Source organism: Parasphingorhabdus sp., assembly GCF_048267785.1.
Taxonomy (GTDB): Bacteria; Pseudomonadota; Alphaproteobacteria; order Sphingomonadales; family Sphingomonadaceae; genus Parasphingorhabdus.
In genome coordinates this window covers 405,232-430,467 of sequence record NZ_JBLWWU010000001.1, presented here as the reverse complement: position 1 = coordinate 430,467, position 25,236 = coordinate 405,232, and the positions used below count along the sequence as shown (strand labels likewise).

The following is a 25,236-nucleotide window of genomic DNA, read 5'->3' as shown; positions in this document are numbered from 1 at the left end:
CCAAGACCGCCCATTTCTGCTCGATGTGCGGGCCGAAATTCTGCAGCATGAAAATCAGCCAGGAAGTCCGCGACTTCGCCAGCAAACAGAACCAGAGCGCCGAAGGCTTTATCGCCTCGGAGAAACTGGGCGCCGATACGGCGGCCGCGAGCAAGGCGGCGGCGGAAAAAGGCATGCGCGAAATGGCCAAGGTCTATAAGGACAAGGGCGATCGCTTGTATTTGCCCGAAGACGAGGTGAGCGAACCGGCGGAGTGATCATGAGCCGAATGGCAAAGCCCCATATGGTGATAGCGGTGGCATCACTGTCTCTGCTCGCATCATGCGATAATGGCGCTGGCGAAGCCGGGCCGGTCGACGAAGCCGCTGTTGCGGCGCGATCGGCTCCGGTGGCGCAGGAATTCCAGCAGAAGCTGAAAGCAGAGCTGGTGGCGGCGCTGTCAAATGGTGGGCCGGAAGCAGCGGTTTCGGTATGCAGGCAAGTCGCGCCCGCTATCGCTGCTGCAGCATCAGAAGAGAGTGGCGCCGAGGTCCGCCGCATCGCCCGCAAACACCGCAATCCTGACGCCGGCGTGCCCGCGGCGATGGAAAGCCAATATGACGCTCTAGCCGCGCAGCCGCTGTCGGACGGAAAGCCCGCAGTGCGTATCTGGCGCAGCGGAGAGGGCGAGAATGCCCGCATCCATTATCTCAGCGCCATTCCGATGCAGGATCAGCCTTGCTCCGTCTGCCACGGAACGAATGTCGATCCCGCGCTGAAACAGCATATCGACGACCTCTACCCCGGAGACCTTGCGACCGGCTTCAAACCGGGTGACCTGCGCGGCGCGATGCTGATCAGCTGGTCCGCCGATACGTTTCGATGACCCGATAGCGGGCCGCCGCACCCGACCGCTTGACGACCGCCAGTTGAAAAGCGCAGTATAACCCCCTGCAACGGCTGGCCTTTTCCGCCAGCGAGTCGGTAAAACCGAAGGGGGAAACAATATGCACAAATTTCTGATGGTCCTGCCACTGCTGGCCATGACCGCTCCGCTACAGGCGAAGGACGCAAACGACGTCATCATGCCGGAGGATGCCGAGAGCCTCGCCTTCCAGTCGGCTGTTGGCTACGCCGATGCCGTGATCGCCGGCGACAAGGTCTATCTGTCCGGCGTGATCGTCACGCCAGAGCCCGGAGAGAGCGACCTGAAACCCGCCTTCACCCGCGCCTTCGACCGGATCGGACGGACACTCGAGCGCGCCGGGGTCGGCTGGGACGATGTCGTCGACCTGACCAGCTTTCACACCGATCTGCAGGGCTCGATCAATCAAATGGTCGCGGTCAAGAGCCAATATATCAAAGCCCCGTTCCCCACCTGGACCGCGATCGGCATCAGCGCGCTCTACGAGGCGGACGGCGTGGTCGAGATCAAGATTGTCGCGCAGCGGCGAGGGGAGTGAGCGTATAAAGCCCCTCCTCTTCAGAGGCATCATTATATTTGGCGTACCCAAGGGAGTAATTATGAGTCATGAGCCAAATTAATTTAGAGAATGTACGTGAATATAGCGAAGGATTTCCTGCCTTTATCCAATTGGACGAGAGCACAGGACGCTTAGTCTTGTGTGGAGTTAACCAATGCGGCTCCGACATGACAGCGATTGATGTTTTTGACTTATTCGGATGGATTGAGACTATGATGGCCTCTCAAAATTTGGGGCCTGATTCGACATGGAAACAATTTTTAGAGACGTTGAAAGATCAATTGACGCAGGAATCTTCTTCGCAGCAATAACTATCGCGTTAAATATCCCAGATATCTGCGCGTCACTACAGCACCCGGTAGGGCATATTAAGGGTTCAAACAAAAGCGGTTACATCAAGTGGTGGAACGCGAATATGGCTAATCATTATCCAGAAGTTACTGGTAATGATATGTATAGTCTTCGTTGCGGGATTGCCCATAATGGTCAGTTTGGTCACCCCAAAATGGGGAAATTTGAACGGGTATTATTCACCATGCGGGATCGTTCGGGCATAGTTGTTCACCGCAACATGATCAGCGGTGCTTATCAACTTGATGTTGAAACATTTTGTGCTGATATGATCGCGGCTGGTCGCGCCTGGATAACGAAAATGACAAAGGACAGAAACGTCCAGCGAAACCTAAATAGGCTTGTTGCTTTCAGGCCGGACGGAATGCCCCCTTACATTATGGGAAAGCCCTTGGTGGCGTAGCTGTCCTCGCCTGTTTCTATCTTTATACCCGTTATCAGCCTTTCGAAAGCGGCGTCCGCCTCGGTGGAATTACGGTGACAGTTTACTAAATGCACAAAACTGAAATTACACTGTCAGCTCATTTTGCGCGAACCAAAGGTAATTTGGCCGTAATTAGAGTAATCGGATAAACAACCCCTCAACCCACCGGCACCAACTTCTCCACCAGCGCCCGCAGCTCCCCCGCCGTCGTATGCCCCGCAACCACCTCGTGATAACCAATCCCCGCCTTGCGCAGCGCTTCCTTTTTCACCGCGTCGCGGGCAGGGGCACAGTCGCCGAAATGGTGGCCCGATCCCTGATATTCGAGCGCGTGGACCACGCAGCAGCGGTCGTCCATCAGCGCGAAATCGACGCGCTTGCTATTGACGCTCAGAAAGGCGTTCTTGTCGGGGCTGGCGAGAAACTCGCCGAGCGAGACTTGCGCCATCACCTGCCAGCGGGGATTGCGCGCGATCACTGCCTTGTCGAGCGCAAGGAAGACGTTGGCCTCTGACTTGTTAAGCAGCGGACGGGAAGAAAATTTGGCGCGGCTGACCGTCGTGAGCTGGCCTGCGGCGAAATCGACACCCTTCTTCGGGCCGGCTGTATGATATTTCGGCCCGTGCTTGAGCCGCCACTCGGCCCGCCGGACCTTGACGCGATATTGTTCCACCGCCGTTCCCAGCATGAACGCTATCACCAGGGCCACCAGCCCGGGCAGGTTCGACAGGATGAAGACAATCGGTCCGTCCATTTTTCTCTTCCATTTCTCCTGCGCGCATCATGCCCGAAAACGGTTGAAAAACGGTGTACGGCGAGCCTCCGTCGGAAATTCTTTGTTTTGAACGGATTGCGGCCAAATGAAGAGGACGGGACAGGTGCAACCTTTCCCCCGCCCCCGCGTAACCAAAGCATGAAACAAACCCTCTCCCTGGTGCCGCTTGCGTTGCTGGCGGCCTGTTCATCGCAGTCCTCCCCCGACCCCGAGCCGGTCGCCGAAGAGACTGTTTCTGTGACACCCGCACCGCCGATGGCTCCGGAGAAGACTGCCCCCGCTACCCAACCGGTGCCATCGGCAAACACCCTCACGCTCGCCGGTCTTGGCGACCTGCGCATTGGCCAGGCGGTTCCCCCGGGCAGCCGCTGGAGCGCGGAGGGTGCGCAGGCTTCGGACATGTGCCGGGTGATATCCTCGCCCGATTATCCCGATACTTATGCGATTGTCGAAGAGGGCAAGGTGCGCCGCATCTCGATAAGCCAGGGCTCGGAGGTCAAGCTCGCCGAGGGCATTGGTCCCGGGGCGAGCGAAGCAGCGGTTAAGCAATATTTCCCCTTTCCCGCCACGCCGCACAAATATGTCGATGCGCCGGGCAAATATCTGACCGCCCCCAATGCCGCCAGCGGCGATCCCGCGCTCCGTTTCGAAATCGGCAGCGACGGCACGGTCAGCCAGATCCATGTCGGCACGATGCCGGTGCTCGGCTATGTCGAGGCCTGTTCCTGAACTTTCCGTTTGTTGAAATCCCTTCGCCCTTAGCCGGTCGAAGGGTGGGCGTCTGCAGGGCGAAGGTCAGCTTTTCCCACCCGTACTTCGACAGGTTCAGCACGAACGGAGCGTATGCCGCGGGTCCATCCGACAGCCATTCCACGCCCGGTGCTCAACACCCCCTACAAAAAAGCCGCCCCATAAGGGACGGCTTCTTGGTCGGCGCTGCTCGCTCGGGGGCAAAGGGGGGATAGCGGGCAGGGCCGGGTTCAGGGAGGGGGTGGGGCTAGACCTTGTCGCCGAGAGCGCCCTTGACGGAGCCCTTGACTTGCTGGGCCTTGCCCTTGTTTTCCTGAGCCGCACCCTTGGCGCGGGTCTCCGGATCCTTGCTTTTCTGTTTGGCCTTGCCAACGGCTTCGTTCACATTGCCTTTTACTTTGTCTACGAGTTCGCTCATTTTCATGGTCCTTCTGTTGTGGCCGGTTGTCCGGCCGGTGGGGGATGCAGGCGTCGTTGCCTGCATGGGTTATAAATGCGCGAGCAGCTGGTTCGTTCCGGTCGCAGATCACGGATTGGCGCTCATTAAAAACGGACTGGCGCTGCGGCGGAGGAGGGGGCTGCGAGACAGGGCTATTCCCACTCGCGCTTCGACAGGCTCAGCACGAACGGACCGGGCGGGGCGGGAATGGGTAGGAACAGGCAGAGCCAGGCCCGTCAATCGCCCCGTTTCGTCCTGAGCCCGTCGAGCCGAAGAAATCCGTTCGCCCTGAGCCTGTCGAAGGGTGGGCGTCTGCAGGGCGAAGGTCAGCTAGTCCCACCCGTACTTCGACAAGCTCAGCACGAACGAACGGTGTGCCGCCTGAGTGCCCAAGCTCGACCAAAGCAGGGGCCCTGCATCCCAACAGTCCCGTTCGTCCTGAGCCTGTCGAGGACCGCCACCGCGCCCCGCAACCACAAAACAAAGAAAGCCGACCCCCCGCAGGGCCGGCTTTCCGTTTGGCGCTGCCCTTGGGGGGCAAGGGGGTGGCGCCGGCTAGTGCCCTGGGGCAAACTATTTGATATCGTTGGTCAGTTCCGCCTTCAGCGAGGCCTTGACCTGCTGGGTCTTGCCCTTGATTTCCTGCACCGCGCCTTTGGCCCGGACCTCGGGGTCGTTGCTCTTGCGTTTTGCTTTGCCGACGGCTTCGTTCACATTGCCCTTCAACCGGTCTAGAAGTTCACCCATGATATTCTCCTTCTGTCTCGCCGGATAGCCGGCCCGTTGGATTGGCCGCGGCAAAGCCCGCCTGCTCAATCAATTAATGCGCGAGCCGCCACTTGGTTCCCCGCGCGCCGTTTTTCTCAGCTCTGGTCGGTCACCCGCACCAGATTCCAGTCATAGCCAAGCTCCCTGACCCGCGCCTCGATCAGCGCCCGGGTCGCGGCATCGGGCTGCGCCTTGCGGGTCAGCATCCACAAATAACGCCCGCTCGGCTCGCCGACGATCGCCCAGCTATAATCATCCGCCCGGTCGAGTATCCAATAGTCGCCGTAAAACGGCCCGAAGAAGGAGACTTTCAGCTTCGCATTGCCGCTGCCCTCGACGATCTTCGCCTTGCCGTCGGCGGTGCTCAGCTTGCCGTCCTTGGTGCAGCTGTTGACCACGGAAATCTTGCCGTCCTCGCGCAGCGCATAATCGGCGGTCACGCCGTCGCAGCCTTTCTGGAACGGCGCTTCATAGCGGGCCATTTCAAACCATTTGCCGAGATAGCGATCCAGCTCCACCGCCTTGGCCGGCTCCGGCACCGCGCTGTTGCCGACGGGGCCGGGCGAACCGGCGCAGGCGGCGAGCAGGGCAATCGGCAGGGTGCAAAGCGCGAGCCTCTGTCCGGTCGATAATGTCATGCGATAGTCTCCATCCTGTAGAGACTATATAGGCGGACCTGAGCGGGTGCTGAATATGGCCCTTGGTACATGTCGCGGGCTGTGAAGCCATGGCCTTGAGCGGAGCTTCCTAGCCCCTCCCGTTTACGGGAGGGGTTGGGGTGGGCCTGACCTGTCGTCGTCACCGGCACAAAATTGTTTCGCACGAAGCCACGAAGTCGCGAAGATGATATTATGCCGAGCCGGTCAAAGATCACCACATGACAGCCCGCCATCTCAGCGCTGGCACATCTGGCAATGACAGGCATCGAAATGGCTGGCGGCGTGTTTGGCGGTGATCGAACACAGACGAGTAGTTAAAGTTTGTGATGTTATCGTTGACAGATTAGGCCAGCGTATTGCATCTATTATTTGTTCATGTAATGTTCTGAGGGTGAAAACGATGACTAAAACAGCGATTGAATGGACGGACATGACGTGGAATCCGGTTACGGGTTGCACAAAGATCAGCCGTGGCTGCGACAACTGCTATGCAGAACGATTTTCAGAGCGCTTCCGAGGTGTTCCCAACCATCCGTTTGAAAATGGCTTTGATCTTACGCTTCGACCAGATCGTATCGAAACCCCTTTGGGGTGGAAGAAGACCAGAATGATCTTTGTCAATTCAATGAGTGATCTATTTCACAAGGAAGTACCGCTCGAGTTCATTGATCGAGTATTCGATACGATGGAGGCAGCTGATTGGCATATTTTCCAAGTGCTTACAAAGCGAAGCACATTGATGAGAAACTATTTGCAAAAGCGCTATGAAAATCGAACTGGTCCAAAGCACATCTGGTGTGGGACGTCTGTAGAGGACCGTCAAGCTGCGAGCCGCATTGAGCATATCCGACAATCACCAGCAGGGACAAAGTTTTTGTCAATAGAGCCATTGATCGGCCCAGTCGGCGACGTAGATTTTTCCGGTATCGATTGGGTCATTGTTGGAGGAGAGAGTGGTCCTCGTGCTCGAGAAATGAAACCTGAATGGGTTCGGCATTTGCGCGACCAATGTGAAGAGCAGGGGGTAGCATTTTTCTTTAAGCAGTGGGGTGGATTTCGACCGAAATCGGGTGGCCGTGAATTAGATGGTCGTGAATGGAACGGAATGCCTTCTTCTAACCAGATTGCTATCTAGCGAATGACTGCGAAGAATGTACCAGCAGAAGTTGGGCCTTGGGCCAAAGAAAAGCTGGGTGCACTCGAGCGTTATCTAGATTTTTATACTAAAGTATTCAAAAATAATAAGACATACCGAACCATATATTTTGATGGTTTTGCTGGTGGTGGCCAAGCCATTCTTCGAAAACAAAACCAGAGAAACACAGTTGATTATGACCTATTTAATGAAAACTCTGAAGAGGAAGAGGTTGAGTTTATTGATGGATCACCAAAAATTGCCCTTTCGCTGCCAAACCCGTTCGACACATATGTCTTCGTCGATAACAATCCTAATCGGATAGCTCAATTAACACAATTATCTGAACAGTATCTGGATGATCGGAAAGTCATTATTCGATCTGATGATTGCGAATCTGCGATTGAATGGCTGCTACAACAGAATATCAAAATTGGTACTCACCGAGGAGTTGCTTTCTTAGATCCATTTGGTGCGCACTTGCCTTGGAGCTCGGTATCTTCGCTAGGGAAGAGTCGGCTATTTGAAGTTATTATAAATTTGCCATTAGATATGGCTATCAATCGTCTTTTGAAACGAAACAACGAAATACCCAAAAAGTGGCTTATGCAGCTGCACTCAGTTTTCGGCCAGTTTGACTGGCATGCAGAAGTGTACAAGCAAGAAATAGATCTTTTTGAAAAGACGGCTGTGGAGAAAAGATCTGATGCGGTTGAGCGACTTTTGCAGCTATATCTCAAAATGCTTCGCTCAGAATTTACTTGTGTGGCCAAGCCTAAATTAATTCGAAATTCGAAAGGCCATCCTCTCTATTATATAATTTGGGCAGGGCAGCATTCGAAAGGATTGCAAGGTGCGGAGTATATCCTTGGCATGAGCGAACGATTGCCAACGGGACCTAAAGGTGGTCGACCTCGTTAATTCGATAGCTAGAAGGTATCGTCAAAGATTCTAGCTAGTTGTGTTGCTTAAGCCTCGCCCCCCCCTCACAACCCCAACTCCCGCGCAATCATCGCATCGCTAAAATAAGCCCGCTCACAAACAATCCGGTCAGTCCCCGGCGCAAATTCGAAGCTCGCAGCCATCCGCACCCGAAACGCCTTGCCGGTTGGTTCGATCACCCGCTCGCCGATGGTCAGCGGGCCGAGATGGGTGCCGGTGAGCCAGAATTCGACCAGCACGACATGCTCGCCCGCCGCGCCGATCGCGATCACTTCATTGGCCTGGTCGGGAAAGGGCGTGCGCGACATGGCGAAATATTTGCGCACCGCTTCCTCGCCGTCGAATATGGTGCCATTGCCGTATAATTCATAGCGCGGATGCTGAAACGTATCGATCACCGCATCCCATTCATGGGTGATCTCCAGCGCCATATGATCGCGCACGACCTTCAGCCGCGATTGTTCCAGGTCGGTCATTTTTCTCTCTCCCGTTTTTTTGTTTGGGAGGGTTTCGCGCAGCGGCGAGGGGAATGCAATTGGATTTGTGTGGGTGGGGGGCTTGTGATCTGAACCGCCTTTTCGTCATCCTGAACTTGTTTCAGGATCCCTCGCGATTGCGCGCCTGCCTCACGGGGTCCTGAAACAAGTTCAGGATGACGATTAATGTTTCAGGACCCTGAGCGTTTTATAACCGGTTGTGATTTTTGCGGCTCTGGATGCTGAAACGAGTTCATCATGACGGAAACGATGACGGGATGGATGACGAAGTCCCCACCCCAAAAAACGCTTTCCTACACCACCCCCGATATGCCCTAATCCCGCTCATGACCGACACCCGTCCCGATCCCCGCAGCGCCACCGTCCAGCAGCGGCGCATCTCCCGGATTCCCGCCTTCACACCGGTGCCGCTGCGTGCTCGCAAGGACGGGTGGACGCCGGTCCGGCAGGCGGAGTTTCTCGGCCTGCTGGCGCAGACACGTTCGATCACAAAAGCGGCGACATGGGTCGGGATGAGCCGGGAGAGCGCCTACCGGCTGCGGCGCAAGCCGGGGGCGGAGGAATTTGTCGCGGCATGGGACGCGATATTGGGTGTGGCGGAAGCGTCCGATATCAACGAACGTCCAAAGGTCACACTCGAAAGGCTGTTCCAGCGGATCAGGCAGGGCCGCTACCGGCCGGTCCTGCGCGGCGGGCGCTATGTCGCGACGATCAGAAAACCGGACAATCGCGCGCTTCTGGCGGCCCTGGCGCGGCTCGACCGGCTGGCGCCGCCGGAGGAAGATTTGGGTGCGGAGCCGGAAGGTCACGGAAAATAAAAGGAGGCTTTCGTGTAAAGTTCTGCGCACGGCGCAACAGGCAAATGATGAATCAGGGTTTGCGCCGCTATCCGGCAATCGTGCCGGCTCCGGCCCTGCTGCTCGCAGTGCAGGCCGCGCCAGAAAAAATCCGCCGGCATTGCTGCCGACGGATAGTTTTTTCCTCCCCAGGAAAACTGGTTGGATCGGGCGCCCCGAAAGGGGGTGGGGGCACCCGAACTCGCGATGGCTTAACCGAACTGGTTCATCGTGTTGTGGACACCACCGGCTTTCAGCGCGGCGTCACCGGCGAAATATTCCTTGTGGTCATCGCCAATATCACTGCCCGACATGTTCTGGTGCTTCACGCAAGCGATCCCTTCGCGGATTTCCTTGCGCTGGACGCCGAGGACGTAGCCGAGCATGCCCGCTTCTCCGAAATATTCCTTGGCCAGATTGTCGGTCGACAGGGCCGCGGTGTGATAGGTCGGCAGGGTGATCAGGTGATGGAAGATACCGGCCCGTTTCGAACCATCGGCCTGGAAGGTGCGGATGCGCTTGTCAGCGGCTTCGCCCAGTTCGGTATCGTCATATTTCGCGTCCATCAGATCATCGCGATCATATTCGGAAACGTCGAGGCCTTCGGCGGCCATCGCATCATAAACCTGCTGACGGAAGTTCAGAGTCCAGTTGAACGAAGGCGAGTTGTTGTAAACCAGCTTCGCATTGGGAACGACTTCACGGATCCGGTCCATCATCCCGGCAATTTGCTCGACATGGGGCTTCTCGGTTTCGATCCACAGCAGATCGGCACCGTTCTGCAACGAGGTGATGCTGTCGAGAACGCAGCGGTCTTCACCGGTGCCAGGCTTGAACTGGAACAGGTTGGAAGGCAGACGCTTGGGCCGCAACATCTTGCCATTGCGGTTGATGATGACATCGCCGTTCTTCGCCGTGGCCGGGTCAATTTCCTCGCAATCAAGGAAGCTGTTATACTGGTCGCCGAGATCGCCCGGTTCGTTGGAAACCGCGATCTGTTTGGTCAGCCCGGCGCCCAGAGAGTCGGTGCGGGTGACGATGATGCCGTCTTCCACGCCCAGCTCAAGGAAAGCATAGCGACAGGCGCGGATCTTCGCGAGAAAGTCTTCATGCGGCACGGTAACCTTGCCGTCCTGGTGACCACATTGCTTTTCATCGGAAACCTGGTTTTCGATCTGAAGGGCGCAGGCACCGGCTTCGATCATCTTCTTGGCGAGCAAATAGGTCGCTTCGGCGTTACCGAAGCCGGCGTCGATATCGGCAATGATCGGAACAACATGCGTCTGGAAATTCTCGACCTTGTCCATTGCTGCCTTTTCGGCCGCCGTATCGCCCGCTTCGCGCGCCGCGTCAATGTCGCGGAACAGCAGGTTGAGCTCGCGGGAGTCGGCCTGACGGAGGAAGGTGTAAAGCTCTTCGATCAGCGCGGGCACCGAGGTCTTCTCGTGCATCGATTGATCGGGCAGGGGGCCGAATTCGCTGCGCAGTGCCGCAACCATCCAGCCGGACAGATAGAGGTACCGCCGCTTGGTATCGCCAAAATGCTTCTTGATCGAAATCATCTTCTGCTGCGCGATGAACCCGTGCCAGCAGCCCAGCGACTGGGTATATTTGGAGCTGTCGGCGTCATAGGCGGCCATATCCTCGCGCATGATAGCGGCGGTATATTTGGCGATGTCGAGGCCGGTCTTGAAGCGGTTCTGCAACTGCATCCGGGCAACGGACTCGGCATCAATGCCGCTCCATTTGCCATTCTGGCTGTTGATCAGGCTGTCGGCGCTATTCTTGAAATCTTGATAGGACATAATGCTCTTCCTTCACTGGGGAGGGGTTGAATGTGATGGGCTGTCAAAATATTTTCAGCTTCTGGAAGATGTTTTGGCGGAGTTATGGGACTAAGGCGAGGGCAAACTGTCAATTTTCGTGTCGGATTGTCAGGGAATGAGGGGTTGTATGTGTCAATTTGTAAATATATTTACAATCATTTCTATCAATCCATATTGGTTTTGTTCAATATCGGCCAAAAGGGGCGGCTGAAAGAGGAGACGGCTATACCCTCCTCTTCAGAGGAGGGGGTGTCTCTCCTCATCCACAAATTTTGAGGTGGCCTCCTTATCAACCAGTTCGCCGCCGCAGGTAAACGAGTTCTGCATGACGAATATGGGGCTTTCCTACAACCAACCAAATAGGTTATTCCATGACCCATGACAGACAAAAGCTCTCCCCAAGCCGCATCTCCCTCGACCAAGCTCGACGCCCACGGTCACGACCCCGCCGCCTATGACTGGGTGCCGGTGCTCCGAAAGCGCCGCAAGGACGGCTGGACGCCTGAGCGGCAACGCGCCTTTATCGGGGCGCTGGCGGATAGCGGCGTGGTGGCGGAGGCCGCGCGATGTGTCGGAATGTCGGACAGGGCCGCTTACACGCTCCGCCGAGCACCTGGGGCGGAGGGGTTTGCGGCGGCCTGGGACGCGGCGCTGGCAGCGGCGTCGCGGCGGCTGATCGATATTGCGTTCGACCGGGCGATCAACGGCGTCGATGATGTGGTCATCGATAAGGAGGGCAATCATATCTATACCAAGCGCAAATATAACGACCGGTTGCTGATGTTCCTGATCCGCGCCCACGCGCCGGACCGCTATCGCCATGGCAACCGCGATAGTCGCGCCGCCGGGGAGGGGGCGCCGACCGTCCCCGCGCAACCGCCGGTGGCCGAGGCGCTGAAGCTGCTCGGCCCCGAACCGCCGGCGGCGCCGGAAAAATTGCTCTCGCCCGAAGCGCTCGATGACGCGCTGGAGATTGCCGATATCATGGACGGCGAGCTGCCCCATTGGCAGAGTCAGGAGCGAACCGGGGATGAAGAGGAGGCTTTCGACGCGCCACAGGCGCCCAATCTGACCGCAAGCAAGCTGCAAATTTCTGACAAACATGGGCAGATCGACGAAGAGCAGTGATCGGCGGACTTGCTCAAAACGCCGCGGTCGACAGGATATTGCCCCTGTTCGCCTATCTTGCCGCGTCGCTATGTCAGGTTGAGCAAGGCTCGGAACGCCGATACCGTCTGGTCGAAATCTTTCTGGTCCGGACGAAACTGGGTTACCGACGCAATGCCGTTCATCACGAAGGCCGTCAACAGTTCGCCAGCCACGTTGACGTTCAGGTCATCGGGCAGCTCACCGGCGGCGACCCCATCGCGCAATATGCGCTGGAATATTCGGGTGACGCCCAGTCTCGCTTCGAGCAGCGGGTGGAATATGTCGGGATCGCGCAGCAACTGGGTTTGCGCAGCATTGCCGATGCCGTGGAAAAATCCGTCGGTCCGGTAGATGCCCGATGCGGCGGAAAGGATGGCGTTCAGCCGCTCGTGCCAATGGCCATCGATATCTGCTGCCCTGTCGAATACTGCGGCAATATGGTCGTAGACCTCGACCACCGCGGCGATGAACAGGGCGTCCTTCGATCCGAAATGATTATAGACGGCCGCTGCCGTCATCCCCGACGCTTCCGCGACATCGGACAGCTTTACCGATTCAAAGCCATGACGGGCAAAAAGCTGGGAAGCGTTGGCAATCAGCCGCGCGCGGCTTTCCTCGCCCGAGCGTCCTTCCGGTCTGCCGCGCTGGCGTTTTGTTCTGCAGCCGGTGGCGCTCACCGTTTTTCAAAGCCGAGATGCATTTCGGCAATTGGCAGGAAGGCAAGGCTGGGTTCGTGGACCGGATCGGCCATCGGCTTGGCCAATGTGATATTCTTCATGCGCCGGGTTATATCGCCAATCGCCGTGGTCATCTCCCGCCGGGCGAGCATCGCGCCGACGCAGAAATGGCCGCCGGAACCGAAAGCCAGATGGGCGCCGCCGTTGCTCCGCTCCATGTCGAATTTATGCGGACATTCAAACTTTTCCGCATCCCGGTTTGCTGCCCCGAAGCGCACAATGACAAAGGAACCCTTGGGGATCATCGTGCCATCCAGCTCAACATCTTCTCTGGTCACCCGAAAAAGGCCCTGTACCGGGCTTTCCCAGCGCAACGATTCCTCAACGAACCGCTTTATCTTCGTTGGATCTTCAAACAGCATGTCCTGTAATTCGGGCTGTCTTACCAGCAGCCAGACGGCGTGAGCGACGGCGCTTTGTGTGGTTTCAAATCCCCCGGTGATCAGTTGATGCATCAGATTCTGCAGTTCGTGCATGGTCAGCGGCTCCATATCGTCGCCATGGGCATGAACCAGCGCGGAGATCAGGTCGTCCTGCGGATGGGCGCGGCGTTGTTCAAACATGTCGGCAAGAAAATGCTGCGCCTCCAGCTCGATCGCTGCGGTGGCCCGCAATTGCTCTTCGTCCAGTATTTTCGTTGCCATGGCGAGCATGGCGTCGCCCCATTTCTTGAAGGTCCTGATTTCCGAGCGGTCCAGACCAAGCTGTTCGGCGATGATGATGCCGGGGAAGGGCATCGCATATTCGGAGATGAATTCGCAGCTGCCGCGATCGATAAACGCATCGATCAGCTCGCCGGATACATCATCGACGAAAGGTGTCAGGGTCTTCACGCGCGAGGCGGTGAACACCCGATCGAGCAGTTTGCGATAGCGCAGATGTTCGGGCGGGTCGGTGCGTTGCAGCGTCTGGACGTGGCCCCAGCCTTTCTCTTCCAGAATGGATTGATATTTAACATGATCGTCGCCTTGCAGGCTCTTGTCGGCGGCCAGATTGGTGTCGTTCGAGAATATCTCCGGGTGGGTAAGAACGAAGCGCAGGCTTTCATATTTTGTGACCATATACATGCCGGTTTCGGGCATCTGGTACACCGGTTGTTCGCGGTGGAGCAGTTCGTAGAAGGCATAAGGATCGCTCTGCACCCGGTTGTCGAGCAGGCTATAATCTTCAATCGCCCTGATTTGGGGTGCAGTCGCCATGTCACTCTCCTCGCTTTTCGTCCGTTTGGCCGAACTTGTTCGCCTTATATAAATCGAAATTCATATAGGGCGAACTGACAAAGCTGTTAGCGGAGGGCGATGCTTCAGTATATGATAGGATATATCAATTACATGCTATAAATATCTAATATATCGTCCAAAATCATGCGACGTTCAGTAAATATCTGTCGACTGAAAAGCCGTTCTTGGCCTGAACTTTGACGAACTTTGACCGTTCCTTTTGCCGTCGTCGCCCGTTCAACCCGCGCCAGTCGATGCGTTATTATCCCCTGCTTTTCCTCTGTTCGGTTCGGGTTCCCCGGGGAATATCCATGTCCTGGACTTGCCGCTGGAACGGCCAGGTCGTCACCCCGCCCGCAACCAGTGCCCACCAGATGAAGATCGGCTGGAAAGCGAGGCGAGGGCCATGGTAAAACCAGCTGGCGGTCGCGCCACCGATGGCGATATTGTTGATCGCGTGGTTGATATTCGCGGGATAGACGCACAGCGCGTAAAGCGCGAGGCCGATACCCGCGGCATAGCGCACGCCGGGCACCAGACGGGGCGGGATCATCAGGCCGATTGCGCCCGCAATCTCGGCAGCACCGGTGAGCAGGATAACCTGCTCGGGAAAGGGCACCCAGTCGGGCGTGATCGCCAAAAAGCCGCTGGGCGACCGGATATGGGCGATGCCCGCGATCAGATAAATGATCGCCAGCAGCCAGCGAAAGATGGTCCGGGTGCGGCTGTCCCCCGCGGTCACCGCCGGCTTCTCATGTGAGCAACCACGGTGACGAAAAAGGCGGTCGACCAGCCGAGCAAAATGACCCCGTTCAGTCCTTCGATAGCCGCGATCATGCGCCAGGACTGGGAGATGCTGGCGTCATCATATCCGGTGGTGGCATAGGTGATGGTCGAGAAATAGATCGCTTCGCCCAGATTCGGCAGTGCATCGAGCAGGAGAAAGACAATGGCGTAGGTCCAGATTTCGATGCCGTGGAGCAGGAACAGGCCGAGGACCAGTACCAGCGTGACGCCGACGCCATGCAGCGACATCGGGTGGATATGTTCTTCCATCTCTTCCCGTGCTTCAATTCGCAGAAATCGGCCGAGGGCAAATATACCGGCGCCATGGATGACGACAGTGAGCAAGACCATACCGGTGGCAACTGCGAGCTGAGCAATCATCGCGGAGTCAATCGCCCCAGGGCGGGGGTGGTGGTGGAACCGGTCTGGATAGATCAAATTCGACCCGGAAATGACGTCCATCGGCGCTTTCGGGGCGGCGCAGCTCATAGGCAAAGAGCGCATCGGTCTGGCCCGGCGGACTGATTTCGACCGCCCAGACATTGGTCACCGACTGATCTAGACCATTGTCGCGGAACGATATTTTCGATTCGGCATCGACCGGGAATTCCTGCCGGTCCGCAGTGCCTTCGTCAGCCGTGTCGCCGCCATAGTTGGTAACGCTGTCGAGGCTGCCGTCTTCATGGCGGTGGCGATGCTTCAGGCGCAGGCCTTCGCCGGTGCGGGAGATGAACCACGTGCGCGAACGGTCCCATGTGTCCGGGCCTTCCGCAATATGAAAAGGAATCTGGATCTCGTTCAGATCACAGGTCGCGGCGTGCATGATCATCGGCTTGCCGGCCATCTCGGCATCGGCGTCCTGCTCCGACACCAATGTTCCGGCATAAGCCTTGCCGCAGAGCAGATTCAGTCGTTCAAAAAACACATCCTGGGGGGATGGCTCCGGCGGGTTATCCGGAGCGGAATCACAAGAAATCAATGGGGCGCAGAGCAAAAGCGCGGCGGAGCAGCTCAAGATCGATTTGTTCATGACCGTCGTTGCTACACGTTTTTTGTGCCGCGTGAAACCATGGAAACACAACATATTGCATATCAGGAAATACGGTGCTATAAGTGTAAGAGCTGATAAATCGCGTTACGACGAAATCATGGTTTCGCAACCCCTAAGGTCGCATACTCTTTTTCCCATTTCTCGAAGTTGGCCAATCCCGTCCGGTTCTGCATTTTGCAAGATCGGATATAATTAAGTTATGAATAGGAATAAGACTATGCCTACAGGCACCGTAAAATTTTTCAACACCGACAAGGGCTATGGCTTCATTGCTCCTGAAGATGGTGGCGATGACAGCTTCGTGCACATCACGGCAGTTCAGGCTGCAGGCATGCAGACTCTCGAAAAAGAACAACGCCTCACCTATGATGTTGAAACCGGAAATAATGGCAAGAAAGCCGCTGTAAATCTGCAGCAGGCATAAGCCGAAAAGCCGAATTTGGAAGGGCGGGAGTGCAATCGCATTTCCGCCCTTTTCTGTATCCGTTCTACTCTTAACGTGTCGGGCCACCCTTACCGTGCCGGGTTCGCGCTGCCGCTAGCCCCAGTCGAAGGACAAGCTGCCGCGATTATATAATTCGGTGAGCAGCGACACCGCAGCATCGGATAGTTTCCGGTCGTGATCGACGGCAATCTGGTTCTGGGCACAAAGCCGTTCAGCCAGCGGGATCATCTCGTCCCTGCACGAAAAATATTCCCCATCGACAAATAACAGTAGCGTGTCATCGCTCTCCCGGATGAAGGAGAAGCGGCTGGCAGGATTGCGGAGCAAAGGATTCCCCGCAGTCAGCACCTCTCGCAAATGTCCGATTTCGATCGGTTCTTCCGGTCGCCAGTCGGTTTCCGGATATCGCGGCGTGCTGCTGAATTGTCCGAACCATCGGGCGAATTCATCGCGATTGCTCAGTTTCTCGGTGACCATGGTATGGAGCCGGTCGATGGCATTTGCAGATATTTCGCCGGGATTGGGCTGGGCCGCCAGATCGGCGTCACGATAGCGGTCATCATCGGTCATTTCCGACAGCAGGTTGTCACACCAGTTCCCGATCAGTTCCTTTCGCGACGGCGATCGAAATCCAATGCTATAGGTCATGCAATCCTTGCCGACCGCGACCCCATTATGAGCAATGCCCGGCGGGATATAGAGCATGTCCCCGGGGTCCAATACCCACTCGTCGACGACGTCAAAATCAGCAAGCAGAAGCAGGTCGTCGTGCGAGCGGAGCGGGGTCTGGTCGTTGCACATGCCGCCGACTTGCCAACGGCGCTGGCCGAGGCCCTGGATCAGGAAGACATCATAATGGTCAAAATGCGGGCCGACTCCGCCAGCATCGCTCGCGTAGCTGACCATGACATCGTCTATTCGCCAATTGGGAATGAAACGAAATGGCTCAATCAGCGCAGCGACATCGGCAACATGTTGATCAACCGCCTGGACGAGCAGCGTCCAGGGAGATTTGTCCAGCTCACCAAAACGGGTCTCTGGCAAGGGGCCGTGTTCGGCGTTCCAGTCGTCGCTGGTTTGTGTGATCAGACGGGATTCGACCGCATCTTCACAGGCGAGACCAGCCAGTTCGTCGGGGGAAAGGGGATTGTGCCATTTCTTCCACGGATTTCTGATCAGCAGTGGCTTTTTTTGCCAATGATCACGCAGAAAAGTGGCGCTATTGAAATTATCGAATTGCATCGCGGCACGCTACACAATTTCGATTGATATCGGCAATGATTACGTTTCTTTGGTCGTTGTTCCGTTGCCGATTCCGTTTGCCGCTGGCAAAGGAGGGCGATGGCAAAGCTGATCCTCTTCAACAAACCTTATGGGGTGCTATCGCAATTCACTGATCGCGGCACCGCAACCGCTCGGGCAACGCTGTCGGATTACATTGATGTGCCTGGCGTCTACCCGGCGGGTCGGCTGGACCGGGATAGCGAAGGGCTGATGCTGCTGACCGGAGACGGGAAATTGCAGGCCCGCATTGCTGACCCCAAATATAAGACCCCGAAAACCTATCTGGTGCAGGTTGAGGGGAACATCATGACGGAGAGCCTCGACCAGTTGAGAAACGGCGTCGAGTTGAAGGATGGTTTGACCAGACCTGCCGAAGTCGCGCCTATCGAAGAGCCGGAGCTTTGGCCGCGTGATCCACCGATCCGCGTGCGCAAAAATGTGCCGGACTGTTGGATCCGGCTCGTCATAAGCGAAGGCCGGAACCGGCAGGTACGCAGGATGACAGCAGCGGTTGGACACCCAACATTGCGCTTGATACGCTGGCGCATCGGTGATTGGTCGCTGGAGGGGTTGCAACCCGGTGAATGGCGGACTGATATTTGATGTCGCGGTCCCACAGAGACTGCGGCATCGCACTTGAAAGGGTTCCAGGGGATGCGGTTCAGGGGCGCGTATCTGGCAAGCTCCAGTCAATCGGCGCGAGTCCGTTCTTTTCGAGAAATGCATTGGTTTTGCTGAAATGCCGACATCCGAAAAAGCCGTTATAGGCCGAAAGCGGTGAAGGGTGGGGGGCCTTTAGGACCAGATGGTGCCCTCCCTGTTCTATGCTTTGCACAAAAGCTGCCTTTTTCTGGGCATAGCTGCCCCACAGCAGAAATACGACCGGTTCCGGCTTGGCGGCAATAAGGCGGACGATTGCATCGGTAAACTGCTCCCATCCCTTGCCTCGATGGGATGCGGCATTGGCCATTTCCACGGTCAGTACGCTGTTGAGCAGAAGTACCCCTTGCTTCGCCCAATGTTCGAGAAAACCATGGGGCGGCCGCGCCAGACCGAGATCGCTTTCCAGTTCCTTGTAGATATTGACCAGCGAGGGGGGGGGCCGGACACCGGGTTGCACACTGAAGCACAGCCCATGGGCTTGCCCCGGTCCATGATAGGGATCCTGGCCCAATATTACCACACGCACCCGGTCGAGCGGAGTCAGATCGAGTGCACGGAAATATTCTTTGCTCTTGGGGTAAATCTGTTTGCCCGCGGCTTTCTCCTGCAAAAGGAAATTCCGTAAGGCGTTCATATGGTCGCTGACAAATTCCCCGGCGAGTGGTGTTTTCCAGCTTTCATGCAGTTTCACGCGATCGTTCATGATCCGATGATAGCAAGGCATTATCGATAGGCAAAGCGCGATCACCCCTGCTTGCCAGTTCCGGTCAGGAGGATTACCATATCATCCAAGTGCCGCCACGGTGGCCCAGCGCAGAAGGATATATATCTTCCCATGACCGACAGCAATATTCCCGTCATCACCGCAACCGGCCTGTTTACGCCGGAGGACAGCATCAGCAATGAGGAACTGGTCGCCAGTTTCAACGCTTATGTTGATCTCACTAACAAGGAAAATGCCGAGGCGATTGCGGCGGGAGAGAGGGAGGAACTGCAGCATAGTTCGGTCGAATTTATCGAGAAGGCATCCGGCATAAAATCCCGATTCGTGCTCTCCAAACAACCCATTCTGGACCCGGAAGTGATGTGCCCGCGATTGCCGGAACGTCCGAATGACCAGATCTCGGTTCTGGCCGAGATTGGGGTGAAAGCCGCGCTTCAGGCGCTCGAACGGGCAGGGCGCAAGGCCGAAGATGTCGATGCGGTATTGTGTGCCTGTTCCAATATGCAACGCGCCTATCCGGCCATTGCAGTAGAGATTCAGGATGCATTGGGGATGCAGGAGGGTTTCGGGTTCGATATGAATGTCGCCTGTTCTTCCGCAACCTTCGGTATTCAGACCGCCGCCGATTATATCCGTTCGGGCAGCGCCCGATCGGTGCTGGTCATCAATCCGGAAATCTGTTCCGGGCATCTTAACTGGCGCGACCGTGATAGCCATTTCATCTTTGGTGATGTCGCGACGGCTATCCTGATCGAGGCGAAGGATATTGCGCCAGCACCACATTGGGAAATCGTCGGGACGAAACTCAAGACCCGGTTTTCCAATAACATTCGCAACAATTTCGGTTTCCTCAACCGCACCCATCCGGAAAGCCGTGACGACAAGGACAAACTCTTTATCCAGGAAGGGCGCAAGGTATTCAAGGAAGTGGTCCCGATGGTCGCGAATATGATCAAGGAGCAGATCGAACGGCTTGGGCTCGAAGCCGGTGCGCTGCGTCGTCTCTGGCTGCATCAGGCCAATGCCGGAATGAACCGGCTGATCGCCCAGCGGGTGCTCGGGCATGAAGCGAGTGATGATGAAAGTCCGACCGTGCTCGACACCTATGCGAATACCTCTTCGGCGGGCTCGATCATCGCCTTTCACAAGCATAGCGAAGATCTCGCTGACGGCGATATGGGGCTGATCTGTTCGTTTGGAGCGGGATATTCAGCGGGAACGGTTTTTGTCCGCAAGGTTGCGTGATAAAGGGAATCTGAAATGACAATGACAGGCCGATGCCTCTGCGGTGCAATAAGCTATGAAATAGAAGGCGAACTGCAGATGTGTGGTGTCTGCCATTGCAAAAATTGCCAGCGCCAGGCGGGCAGTGCATATTCCGTGCTTTTCGGCGTGGGTGATCAGGACATCGCAATCAGTGGCGATCTTACCACCTATGACGACCACGGCGATAGCGGCAATGTCGTTCACCGTCATTTTTGTGGCAAATGCGGCTCGCCCGTAATGACCACTCTCCCGACCCAACCGGGGATGGCCTACATAAAAGCGGGGACGCTGGACGACACCAGCGTGCTTGATCCGCAAATCCATTTCTGGACCAGAAGCAAGCAGCCGTGGGTCGAGACTGATCCAGATATTCTCCAAATGCCTCGATAAATCGAATGATAGGGGTACCGCAAATGGCGGCGATAAAATGACAGAATCTAGGGGTTTTACCAACCGGAAGGTGTGACATGATGAGTTTTAGGGCGCGGCTGTTATATTTTCTGGTCCGGATTTCCGGAATGAAAAAACCGCCTGTTAAAACCCGGCAGAGATAGAAAGCTTGTCGCTCGTGACCATGCCCGTGGTCCCGCCGTTCCCGGTCGATGGTTGCGCAAACATTGCGATATCGAGAGGCGCGAGATCAATGGACAACCTCTATATTGGCTTGCTCCAAAGACAGGTGCCTCGTCGCTGCACATTTTCTATCTCCACGGCGGCGGTTATGCCTTCAATATCATGTCGTTGCACTGGCATTTTATCAAAAAAATGATCCGCAAAACCGGGGCCAGTGTCACTGTTCCGATTTATCCGCTTGCGCCGGAAAACAAGTGGGACACCAGCTATGCCATGGTAATGGAAGCGTTCGAGCAGACCGTCGCCCGTCATGGGGTGGAAAATATTGTGGTAATGGGCGACAGTGCCGGTGGGGGGTTTTCGCTTGGTCTTGCCCAGATGTTGCGTAATCAGGGCAAGCCATTGCCCCGCCAGCTGGTTCTTTTAAGCCCTTATCTCGACCAGACAGCAGCTGATCCGATGCAGTTGGATTTGGAAAAAACCGATGTTCTGATTTCGGTCGAGGGTCTCCGGCGTCTCGGGACATGGTGGCTGCGCGAAGGCGAAGACCCGGCCATGTTTCCAGCAAGCCCGCTGTTCGAGCCTGTCGACCGATTGCCGCCGATGCTGGTGTTTGCCGGATCAGATGAAATGCTGCTCGCCGATGCCCTGCGTCTCAAGAAAAAAGGAGATGAAAGTGGCGCGGAGATCGAACTGAAGGTTTATGACCGGATGCAGCATGTCTGGATGCTACTGCCGATCCCCGAAGCTAAAAAGGCACTGAACGAAATAGTCGCTTTTCTCGGCGCTCCGACCAATCGATCCTAGCCGCTTCGGGACTGCGGTCTGAAGCAGAAGTGCCGATGATCGTTGATATCATAAGCATCGGGTGACATTCAGCCCTTCAACTTGCGGCCACGCTCAACGATGGCAAGGCGCCGGTTCTCGACCTCATCCATGGAAACGCCGGCGTTATACGGCACCGATATCTGATGCTCATAGACCATGCCTTCCGCAAGACTGCGGTCAAAGCCGGTCATGATCAGATCCTTGTAGACCTTCAGGAAATCACGGTCGATGGATGTCATATCGCTCGCCAAGTCCAACGCAGCGGGCATCAGCTCATCGGGTTGATAAACATGGTTGACCAGTCCCCAGTCGCAAGCGGTTTGAGCGTCTAGAAACTGTCCGGTGAAACTGAGCTCACAGGCCCGCGAGAGACCGATGAAGCGGGATAATTTCTGCGACAGTCCCCATCCTGGCGTGATCCCGACCCGTGCATGGGTGTCGGCGAAGCGCGCGTTGACCGACGCAATCCGGATGTCACAGGCCAGCGCCAGTTCGAAGCCGCCGGTAATGGCAACGCCATTGATCGCGCCTATCACCGGTATCGGCATCTCGGTCAGGGCAAAAACCGGATTGGTGCTGGCGTCGCGATCATTGGCGGGGCCGAGACCGGATTTGCCGAGTTCCTTGAGATCAAGACCGGCGGTGAAGGCCCGTTGTCCGGAGCCTGTAACGATCAGCACGTGGACCGTTTCGTCGTTCCTTACGTCTTCACAGGCCTCGCAAAATTCTGCACGCAGGGGCTGGGAAAGGGCGTTCATTGCTTCCGGCCGGTTAAGCGTGATGGTTGCGACGCCATCTGATTTACCAAGCATTATGAGCGCCATCAGTCGTCGTCTCCCGCTTCATATTTCTTTGCAATTTGCGCGCCCATGGCGTTGGTCATGGCAAAACATTTTTCGGGATCGCTCTGCCGTAATTCCGCAATCATCAGTTCCGTTCCTTCGGCAACGATCAGTTCGGGCACATTGTTGCTTATGGCTTCGAGGATTTGCCGCGCGCATTCGGCGGGCTCCATCCCATTATCGATTATTGCATCAGACTTGCCCCGGCTTTCGCCTTCTTTGTTCAATGCATTGCGCGAAACGTTGGTGCGGATCGATCCGGGCAAAATGTTGGTGACACGGACATTGTGCAGTTGTTCGGTTTCGGTGCGCAGGGCGTCCATGTAGCCGATCAAGCCGTGCTTGGCGGCGCAATAGGCGGTGCGCAAGGGCACACCCACGCGGCCGGCAACAGAGCTGATCCCGACAATATGCCCGCCTCCGGCTTCAATCATGTGCGGCAGCAGCAACTGGGTCAGCCAGATCGGAGCGAGCAAATCGACATTGATGATCTTGTGATGCACATCGGGATGGGTCTCGCGCGCCAGACTACGCTGGCTGATTCCGGCGTTGTTGATCAGAATATCGACCTTGCCCTTCCAGTCGCATGCTTCCTCGACTTTTTTGGGCAGGACATCATAGTCGGTGGTTTCAAAGGGCAGGATCAAACTGTCGGTTGCGATTCCGGCGGCGACTTTCTCGAGCGCTTCCGTCCGGCGTCCCGACAGAATGATATGTGCGCCCTTCGCAGCAAAGGCTTTTGCCAGCGCTTCACCGATGCCGGAGGACGCGCCAGTGATCCAGACCGTCTTGTCGGTAAAACTCATTGCGCCATCTCCGGTCAGTTTTGGGCTATTATTGTCGCTTAAGCGCTTTTGCTCACCTTTGGGGCATCGTCGCCAAGATCTTCGAACCAGGCCTCAACCTCGCCATTGAGCTTGATCAGCAGGGGATTGCCTTTGCGATCCATGGTCTTGCCCGCCTGAACCTTCACCCATCCTTCGGAAACGCAATATTCCTCGATATTATGTTTGCGGTTACCACGGAAATTAATGCCGATGCCGCGCGCAAGCAGGTCGCCGCCGTAATGTTTGCTGCGCGGATTGATTGCCAGGCGATCGGGCGGAATATCAGGGCCGGAAGCTGCGCTATTGGCCTGATCGGGTTGCTTGTCTTCGGTCATATTGGTTCGTTGCTCCAGTCTGTTTGCAGCGCTTTGCCACAAGCAGCCCGATAATCAAGTGAGGAACGCGACTATAATCGTCAGAAACTAGCTAAAAGTCTCACCGATATTGTCAGCCATCTTTGGATCAGGACCATAGCGGTTGTCGCCCCGGGTGCCTTCCAGACACATGAACACAAGCAGGATGAGGCCACCGACAAAGGGAACGAGACCGAGCAGTACGAACCAGCCCGATTTGTCCTGATCGTGGAACCGGCGTACGGTCACCGCCAGACTGGGTATGAAGACTGCCAAAGCATAGACAATCAGTATCATTCCCACAATACCAACACTCGCCATCATTCCGGCTGATGGTTCAACCGGTTCCATGCCGACCTGTGCCTGCATCGCGGCCTCGGTTATCGATGGTCCCATGAAGACCAGCATGATGCTGTAGAGAACGACATAAATGATGGTGTTCAGCAAAGCGAACATCCAATATTCTTTCCGCCGCGACCGTCCGTTAAAATCCGCATAGCGCCGCAGTGGCATCAACATCCATTCCATGATTTTTCCCCTCTCCAGTCCTGTCAGGAAAGGAGGTTAAGGGAAAAAACAAGATTATCAAGCTGCTTCGGCCGCCGTGACACTTTTCTGTTGCGATGATCCGCGATTTCAAGCCTCGAACTATTGTATCTCAAATATCACACTTTGCTTCTTTCCACCGGGCCGTGGAACCATCTCGATCGCCGCGCGCTTGTTGGGTCTCGTAGTTTTGAGAGTAAAAGAGGAATATATGATGTCCCCCACCAAATATGTATTTTCTGCCGCCACGATGCTAACAGCAATCGTCGCTTTTCCCGCCCAGGCACAGGAGGTCGAGAACAAGGAATTCGACGGTTTCTATGTCGGTGGTTCCTTCGGACTTGGAGCGCAATCCAACGACAGGAATGAAACCATTGTTTTCGATAGCAATCGCGATGGTTTCTACGGTGATACCGTCCAGACCGTCTCAGGAGCAGATGCATTCTCGCCCGGTTTCTGCAACGGCGCGGCAAAGAGCAGCGCGCCTGCTGCGGGTTGCAGCAATGACAAGGACGATATCGACTATTACATCCGCGCCGGTGCGGACAAGCAATATGGCAATTTCGTGGTCGGTTTTCTTGTCGATGGCGGACGCAGCGAGTCCAGGGATAGCGTGACTGCCTTTAGCACCACGCCGGCATCCTACACGTTCAGCCGCGAAATCGACTATGCGATCGGTGCCCGTGGCCGGGTTGGTTACACGCCCGGTGGTGTTCTGTTTTACGCAACCGGCGGTGTTTCCTATGCCAAGATCGACAACAGCTTCACCACAACCAATGGTGCCAATAGCTTCACCGATAATGGCAAGACGGAAAGCTGGGGATGGAGCGCCGGGGGTGGTGCGGAAGCCAAGGTGACGAACAACGTCACCATGGGTCTCGAATATCTCTACACCAAATATACCGATGATGATTATGTCGTGAATGTCGGGCCGGGCACAGCGGGCGCGACAAACCCGTTTCTGTTGGCTTCCGGCGGAACCGATATGAAGCGAAGCGATCCCAACTTTGATCAGCATAGCATCCGACTGACTGCGGCGCTCCGCTTCTAATCAACGGTTTGTGCATCCAAATAGTA

Annotated in this window: 32 protein-coding genes and 1 pseudogene; 16 read left to right on the top strand and 17 right to left on the bottom strand. The window is 56.2% G+C overall.

Translation table 11 applies throughout. The features are described 5' to 3' along the window. The 5 genes and pseudogenes from ACN0VD_RS02030 to ACN0VD_RS02010 all read left to right on the top strand — a co-directional run. Nucleotides 1-257, top strand: a pseudogene (locus tag ACN0VD_RS02030) (phosphomethylpyrimidine synthase ThiC); the annotation flags it as partial. 2 nt (nucleotides 258-259) lie between these two features. Further along, nucleotides 260-865 carry a c-type heme family protein gene (locus ACN0VD_RS02025; RefSeq protein ID WP_417591053.1) on the top strand — a complete coding sequence of 202 codons (606 nt, stop codon included), beginning with the start codon at nucleotides 260-262 and terminating at the stop codon, nucleotides 863-865. 121 nt (nucleotides 866-986) lie between these two features. Further along, complete coding sequence (locus ACN0VD_RS02020) at nucleotides 987-1,442, top strand: Rid family hydrolase (protein ID WP_417591051.1); 456 nt, start codon at nucleotides 987-989, stop codon at nucleotides 1,440-1,442. Between the two features lie 68 nt (nucleotides 1,443-1,510). After that, on the top strand, nucleotides 1,511-1,774 hold the full coding sequence (locus ACN0VD_RS02015; protein WP_417591049.1) for a hypothetical protein: 264 nt from the start codon (nucleotides 1,511-1,513) through the stop codon (nucleotides 1,772-1,774). Between the two features lie 104 nt (nucleotides 1,775-1,878). Then, the gene (locus tag ACN0VD_RS02010) at nucleotides 1,879-2,217 is read left to right on the top strand and encodes a hypothetical protein (RefSeq protein WP_417591047.1); all 339 of its coding nucleotides are present in this window, start codon (nucleotides 1,879-1,881) and stop codon (nucleotides 2,215-2,217) included. A 178-nt stretch (nucleotides 2,218-2,395) separates the two neighbouring features. Here ACN0VD_RS02010 and ACN0VD_RS02005 read toward each other — a convergent pair whose 3' ends face one another. Next, nucleotides 2,396-2,992, bottom strand: a complete 597-nt coding sequence (locus ACN0VD_RS02005; protein WP_417591045.1) for a DUF2726 domain-containing protein — start codon at nucleotides 2,990-2,992, stop codon at nucleotides 2,396-2,398. Between the two features lie 159 nt (nucleotides 2,993-3,151). Here ACN0VD_RS02005 and ACN0VD_RS02000 point away from each other — a divergent pair, with 159 nt between their 5' ends. Beyond that, nucleotides 3,152-3,742 carry a hypothetical protein gene (locus ACN0VD_RS02000; RefSeq protein ID WP_417591043.1) on the top strand — a complete coding sequence of 197 codons (591 nt, stop codon included), beginning with the start codon at nucleotides 3,152-3,154 and terminating at the stop codon, nucleotides 3,740-3,742. Nucleotides 3,743-4,010: 268 nt separating this feature from the next. Here ACN0VD_RS02000 and ACN0VD_RS01995 read toward each other — a convergent pair whose 3' ends face one another. The 3 genes from ACN0VD_RS01995 to ACN0VD_RS01985 all read right to left on the bottom strand — a co-directional run bounded on the left by ACN0VD_RS01995 (nucleotide 4,011) and on the right by ACN0VD_RS01985 (nucleotide 5,608). Continuing rightward, complete coding sequence (locus ACN0VD_RS01995; protein WP_417591041.1) at nucleotides 4,011-4,181, bottom strand: CsbD family protein; 171 nt, start codon at nucleotides 4,179-4,181, stop codon at nucleotides 4,011-4,013. Between the two features lie 594 nt (nucleotides 4,182-4,775). Then, nucleotides 4,776-4,949: a CsbD family protein gene (locus tag ACN0VD_RS01990; RefSeq protein ID WP_417591039.1), complete on the bottom strand. Its 174-nt coding sequence runs from the start codon at nucleotides 4,947-4,949 to the stop codon at nucleotides 4,776-4,778. Between the two features lie 116 nt (nucleotides 4,950-5,065). Next, nucleotides 5,066-5,608, bottom strand: a complete 543-nt coding sequence (locus tag ACN0VD_RS01985) for a lipocalin family protein (protein ID WP_417591037.1) — start codon at nucleotides 5,606-5,608, stop codon at nucleotides 5,066-5,068. 421 nt (nucleotides 5,609-6,029) lie between these two features. Between ACN0VD_RS01985 and ACN0VD_RS01980 the strand changes: the two genes are divergently transcribed. Then, entirely contained in the window at nucleotides 6,030-6,764 is a 735-nt protein-coding gene (locus ACN0VD_RS01980) for a DUF5131 family protein (protein WP_417591035.1), read from the top strand. A 3-nt stretch (nucleotides 6,765-6,767) separates the two neighbouring features. Beyond that, nucleotides 6,768-7,685 (top strand): three-Cys-motif partner protein TcmP, encoded by a 918-nt coding sequence (gene tcmP, locus ACN0VD_RS01975; protein ID WP_417591033.1) that lies wholly within the window; start codon nucleotides 6,768-6,770, stop codon nucleotides 7,683-7,685. A 65-nt stretch (nucleotides 7,686-7,750) separates the two neighbouring features. Here the strand turns inward: tcmP and ACN0VD_RS01970 are convergent, their stop codons facing one another. Then, complete coding sequence (locus ACN0VD_RS01970; protein ID WP_339691155.1) at nucleotides 7,751-8,182, bottom strand: ester cyclase; 432 nt, start codon at nucleotides 8,180-8,182, stop codon at nucleotides 7,751-7,753. Nucleotides 8,183-8,529: 347 nt separating this feature from the next. Here ACN0VD_RS01970 and ACN0VD_RS01965 point away from each other — a divergent pair, with 347 nt between their 5' ends. Next, nucleotides 8,530-9,021 (top strand): hypothetical protein, encoded by a 492-nt coding sequence (locus ACN0VD_RS01965; RefSeq protein WP_417591031.1) that lies wholly within the window; start codon nucleotides 8,530-8,532, stop codon nucleotides 9,019-9,021. Between the two features lie 230 nt (nucleotides 9,022-9,251). Here the strand turns inward: ACN0VD_RS01965 and ACN0VD_RS01960 are convergent, their stop codons facing one another. Continuing rightward, nucleotides 9,252-10,844, bottom strand: a complete 1,593-nt coding sequence (locus tag ACN0VD_RS01960; RefSeq protein ID WP_417591029.1) for an isocitrate lyase — start codon at nucleotides 10,842-10,844, stop codon at nucleotides 9,252-9,254. 399 nt (nucleotides 10,845-11,243) lie between these two features. Here ACN0VD_RS01960 and ACN0VD_RS01955 point away from each other — a divergent pair, with 399 nt between their 5' ends. Beyond that, on the top strand, nucleotides 11,244-11,993 hold the full coding sequence (locus ACN0VD_RS01955) for a hypothetical protein (protein WP_417591027.1): 750 nt from the start codon (nucleotides 11,244-11,246) through the stop codon (nucleotides 11,991-11,993). 68 nt (nucleotides 11,994-12,061) lie between these two features. Here ACN0VD_RS01955 and ACN0VD_RS01950 read toward each other — a convergent pair whose 3' ends face one another. The 5 genes from ACN0VD_RS01950 to ACN0VD_RS01930 all read right to left on the bottom strand — a co-directional run bounded on the left by ACN0VD_RS01950 (nucleotide 12,062) and on the right by ACN0VD_RS01930 (nucleotide 15,682). Further along, nucleotides 12,062-12,691, bottom strand: coding sequence for a TetR/AcrR family transcriptional regulator (locus ACN0VD_RS01950; RefSeq protein WP_417591025.1), 630 nt, complete (start codon nucleotides 12,689-12,691; stop codon nucleotides 12,062-12,064). Further along, nucleotides 12,688-13,950 (bottom strand): cytochrome P450, encoded by a 1,263-nt coding sequence (locus tag ACN0VD_RS01945; protein WP_417591023.1) that lies wholly within the window; start codon nucleotides 13,948-13,950, stop codon nucleotides 12,688-12,690. The genes ACN0VD_RS01950 and ACN0VD_RS01945 overlap by 4 nt, the downstream gene beginning before the upstream one ends. 283 nt (nucleotides 13,951-14,233) lie before the next feature. Then, nucleotides 14,234-14,713 (bottom strand): DoxX family protein, encoded by a 480-nt coding sequence (locus ACN0VD_RS01940; RefSeq protein WP_417591021.1) that lies wholly within the window; start codon nucleotides 14,711-14,713, stop codon nucleotides 14,234-14,236. Continuing rightward, nucleotides 14,710-15,138, bottom strand: a complete 429-nt coding sequence (locus ACN0VD_RS01935) for an ion channel (RefSeq protein WP_417591019.1) — start codon at nucleotides 15,136-15,138, stop codon at nucleotides 14,710-14,712. The genes ACN0VD_RS01940 and ACN0VD_RS01935 overlap by 4 nt, the downstream gene beginning before the upstream one ends. Nucleotides 15,139-15,145: 7 nt before the next feature. Further along, entirely contained in the window at nucleotides 15,146-15,682 is a 537-nt protein-coding gene (locus ACN0VD_RS01930) for a hypothetical protein (RefSeq protein ID WP_417591017.1), read from the bottom strand. A 343-nt stretch (nucleotides 15,683-16,025) separates the two neighbouring features. Between ACN0VD_RS01930 and ACN0VD_RS01925 the strand changes: the two genes are divergently transcribed. Further along, nucleotides 16,026-16,232 carry a cold-shock protein gene (locus ACN0VD_RS01925; RefSeq protein ID WP_089132154.1) on the top strand — a complete coding sequence of 69 codons (207 nt, stop codon included), beginning with the start codon at nucleotides 16,026-16,028 and terminating at the stop codon, nucleotides 16,230-16,232. A gap of 114 nt (nucleotides 16,233-16,346) precedes the next feature. On the opposite strand, the gene ACN0VD_RS01920 is transcribed toward ACN0VD_RS01925, so the two are convergent. Beyond that, the gene (locus tag ACN0VD_RS01920; RefSeq protein ID WP_417591014.1) at nucleotides 16,347-17,495 is read right to left on the bottom strand and encodes a JmjC domain-containing protein; all 1,149 of its coding nucleotides are present in this window, start codon (nucleotides 17,493-17,495) and stop codon (nucleotides 16,347-16,349) included. A gap of 99 nt (nucleotides 17,496-17,594) precedes the next feature. On the opposite strand from ACN0VD_RS01920, the gene ACN0VD_RS01915 reads away from it, so the two are divergent. After that, entirely contained in the window at nucleotides 17,595-18,140 is a 546-nt protein-coding gene (locus ACN0VD_RS01915; RefSeq protein WP_417591012.1) for a pseudouridine synthase, read from the top strand. Nucleotides 18,141-18,198: 58 nt separating this feature from the next. Here the strand turns inward: ACN0VD_RS01915 and ung are convergent, their stop codons facing one another. Next, on the bottom strand, nucleotides 18,199-18,903 hold the full coding sequence (gene ung, locus ACN0VD_RS01910; protein WP_417591010.1) for a uracil-DNA glycosylase: 705 nt from the start codon (nucleotides 18,901-18,903) through the stop codon (nucleotides 18,199-18,201). A gap of 132 nt (nucleotides 18,904-19,035) precedes the next feature. Here ung and ACN0VD_RS01905 point away from each other — a divergent pair, with 132 nt between their 5' ends. The 3 genes from ACN0VD_RS01905 (at nucleotide 19,036) to ACN0VD_RS01895 (ending at nucleotide 21,570) form a co-directional block, all read left to right on the top strand. Further along, nucleotides 19,036-20,169 carry a beta-ketoacyl-ACP synthase III gene (locus tag ACN0VD_RS01905; protein WP_417591008.1) on the top strand — a complete coding sequence of 378 codons (1,134 nt, stop codon included), beginning with the start codon at nucleotides 19,036-19,038 and terminating at the stop codon, nucleotides 20,167-20,169. Between the two features lie 15 nt (nucleotides 20,170-20,184). Continuing rightward, nucleotides 20,185-20,580 carry a GFA family protein gene (locus ACN0VD_RS01900; protein WP_417591006.1) on the top strand — a complete coding sequence of 132 codons (396 nt, stop codon included), beginning with the start codon at nucleotides 20,185-20,187 and terminating at the stop codon, nucleotides 20,578-20,580. 216 nt (nucleotides 20,581-20,796) lie between these two features. Next, the gene (locus tag ACN0VD_RS01895) at nucleotides 20,797-21,570 is read left to right on the top strand and encodes an alpha/beta hydrolase (RefSeq protein ID WP_417591004.1); all 774 of its coding nucleotides are present in this window, start codon (nucleotides 20,797-20,799) and stop codon (nucleotides 21,568-21,570) included. 68 nt (nucleotides 21,571-21,638) lie between these two features. Here ACN0VD_RS01895 and ACN0VD_RS01890 read toward each other — a convergent pair whose 3' ends face one another. The 4 genes from ACN0VD_RS01890 to ACN0VD_RS01875 all read right to left on the bottom strand — a co-directional run bounded on the left by ACN0VD_RS01890 (nucleotide 21,639) and on the right by ACN0VD_RS01875 (nucleotide 24,141). Next, nucleotides 21,639-22,403, bottom strand: coding sequence for an enoyl-CoA hydratase (locus tag ACN0VD_RS01890; protein ID WP_417591002.1), 765 nt, complete (start codon nucleotides 22,401-22,403; stop codon nucleotides 21,639-21,641). An 11-nt stretch (nucleotides 22,404-22,414) separates the two neighbouring features. Then, on the bottom strand, nucleotides 22,415-23,239 hold the full coding sequence (locus ACN0VD_RS01885; RefSeq protein ID WP_417591000.1) for an SDR family NAD(P)-dependent oxidoreductase: 825 nt from the start codon (nucleotides 23,237-23,239) through the stop codon (nucleotides 22,415-22,417). 38 nt (nucleotides 23,240-23,277) lie between these two features. Beyond that, entirely contained in the window at nucleotides 23,278-23,595 is a 318-nt protein-coding gene (locus ACN0VD_RS01880) for a DUF3297 family protein (protein WP_417590998.1), read from the bottom strand. A gap of 87 nt (nucleotides 23,596-23,682) precedes the next feature. Further along, nucleotides 23,683-24,141 (bottom strand): DUF805 domain-containing protein, encoded by a 459-nt coding sequence (locus ACN0VD_RS01875; RefSeq protein ID WP_417590996.1) that lies wholly within the window; start codon nucleotides 24,139-24,141, stop codon nucleotides 23,683-23,685. 229 nt (nucleotides 24,142-24,370) lie between these two features. Between ACN0VD_RS01875 and ACN0VD_RS01870 the strand changes: the two genes are divergently transcribed. Then, nucleotides 24,371-25,210, top strand: a complete 840-nt coding sequence (locus ACN0VD_RS01870; RefSeq protein ID WP_417590994.1) for an outer membrane protein — start codon at nucleotides 24,371-24,373, stop codon at nucleotides 25,208-25,210. Nucleotides 25,211-25,236 lie beyond the last annotated feature (26 nt).

Excerpts from the sequence above, each read along its gene's own strand:
- ACN0VD_RS01985 (WP_417591037.1), bottom strand. The coding sequence starts at position 5,608 with ATGACATTATCGACCGGACAGAGGCTCGCGCTTTGCACCCTGCCGATT.
- ACN0VD_RS01955 (WP_417591027.1), top strand. The coding sequence starts at position 11,244 with ATGACAGACAAAAGCTCTCCCCAAGCCGCATCTCCCTCGACCAAGCTC.
- ACN0VD_RS01890 (WP_417591002.1), bottom strand. The coding sequence starts at position 22,403 with ATGCTTGGTAAATCAGATGGCGTCGCAACCATCACGCTTAACCGGCCG.
- ACN0VD_RS01995 (WP_417591041.1), bottom strand. The coding sequence starts at position 4,181 with ATGAGCGAACTCGTAGACAAAGTAAAAGGCAATGTGAACGAAGCCGTT.
- ACN0VD_RS01925 (WP_089132154.1), top strand. The coding sequence starts at position 16,026 with ATGCCTACAGGCACCGTAAAATTTTTCAACACCGACAAGGGCTATGGC.
- ACN0VD_RS02005 (WP_417591045.1), bottom strand. The coding sequence starts at position 2,992 with ATGGACGGACCGATTGTCTTCATCCTGTCGAACCTGCCCGGGCTGGTG.
- ACN0VD_RS01945 (WP_417591023.1), bottom strand. The coding sequence starts at position 13,950 with ATGGCGACTGCACCCCAAATCAGGGCGATTGAAGATTATAGCCTGCTC.
- ACN0VD_RS01980 (WP_417591035.1), top strand. The coding sequence starts at position 6,030 with ATGACTAAAACAGCGATTGAATGGACGGACATGACGTGGAATCCGGTT.
- ACN0VD_RS02010 (WP_417591047.1), top strand. The coding sequence starts at position 1,879 with ATGGCTAATCATTATCCAGAAGTTACTGGTAATGATATGTATAGTCTT.
- ACN0VD_RS02000 (WP_417591043.1), top strand. The coding sequence starts at position 3,152 with ATGAAACAAACCCTCTCCCTGGTGCCGCTTGCGTTGCTGGCGGCCTGT.
- ACN0VD_RS01970 (WP_339691155.1), bottom strand. The coding sequence starts at position 8,182 with ATGACCGACCTGGAACAATCGCGGCTGAAGGTCGTGCGCGATCATATG.
- ACN0VD_RS01935 (WP_417591019.1), bottom strand. The coding sequence starts at position 15,138 with ATGATTGCTCAGCTCGCAGTTGCCACCGGTATGGTCTTGCTCACTGTC.
- ACN0VD_RS02020 (WP_417591051.1), top strand. The coding sequence starts at position 987 with ATGCACAAATTTCTGATGGTCCTGCCACTGCTGGCCATGACCGCTCCG.
- ACN0VD_RS01965 (WP_417591031.1), top strand. The coding sequence starts at position 8,530 with ATGACCGACACCCGTCCCGATCCCCGCAGCGCCACCGTCCAGCAGCGG.
- ung (WP_417591010.1), bottom strand. The coding sequence starts at position 18,903 with ATGAACGATCGCGTGAAACTGCATGAAAGCTGGAAAACACCACTCGCC.
- ACN0VD_RS01880 (WP_417590998.1), bottom strand. The coding sequence starts at position 23,595 with ATGACCGAAGACAAGCAACCCGATCAGGCCAATAGCGCAGCTTCCGGC.
- ACN0VD_RS01915 (WP_417591012.1), top strand. The coding sequence starts at position 17,595 with ATGGCAAAGCTGATCCTCTTCAACAAACCTTATGGGGTGCTATCGCAA.
- tcmP (WP_417591033.1), top strand. The coding sequence starts at position 6,768 with ATGACTGCGAAGAATGTACCAGCAGAAGTTGGGCCTTGGGCCAAAGAA.
- ACN0VD_RS01875 (WP_417590996.1), bottom strand. The coding sequence starts at position 24,141 with ATGGAATGGATGTTGATGCCACTGCGGCGCTATGCGGATTTTAACGGA.
- ACN0VD_RS01870 (WP_417590994.1), top strand. The coding sequence starts at position 24,371 with ATGATGTCCCCCACCAAATATGTATTTTCTGCCGCCACGATGCTAACA.
- ACN0VD_RS02015 (WP_417591049.1), top strand. The coding sequence starts at position 1,511 with ATGAGCCAAATTAATTTAGAGAATGTACGTGAATATAGCGAAGGATTT.
- ACN0VD_RS02025 (WP_417591053.1), top strand. The coding sequence starts at position 260 with ATGAGCCGAATGGCAAAGCCCCATATGGTGATAGCGGTGGCATCACTG.
- ACN0VD_RS01900 (WP_417591006.1), top strand. The coding sequence starts at position 20,185 with ATGACAATGACAGGCCGATGCCTCTGCGGTGCAATAAGCTATGAAATA.
- ACN0VD_RS01990 (WP_417591039.1), bottom strand. The coding sequence starts at position 4,949 with ATGGGTGAACTTCTAGACCGGTTGAAGGGCAATGTGAACGAAGCCGTC.
- ACN0VD_RS01905 (WP_417591008.1), top strand. The coding sequence starts at position 19,036 with ATGACCGACAGCAATATTCCCGTCATCACCGCAACCGGCCTGTTTACG.
- ACN0VD_RS01960 (WP_417591029.1), bottom strand. The coding sequence starts at position 10,844 with ATGTCCTATCAAGATTTCAAGAATAGCGCCGACAGCCTGATCAACAGC.
- ACN0VD_RS01920 (WP_417591014.1), bottom strand. The coding sequence starts at position 17,495 with ATGCAATTCGATAATTTCAATAGCGCCACTTTTCTGCGTGATCATTGG.
- ACN0VD_RS01885 (WP_417591000.1), bottom strand. The coding sequence starts at position 23,239 with ATGAGTTTTACCGACAAGACGGTCTGGATCACTGGCGCGTCCTCCGGC.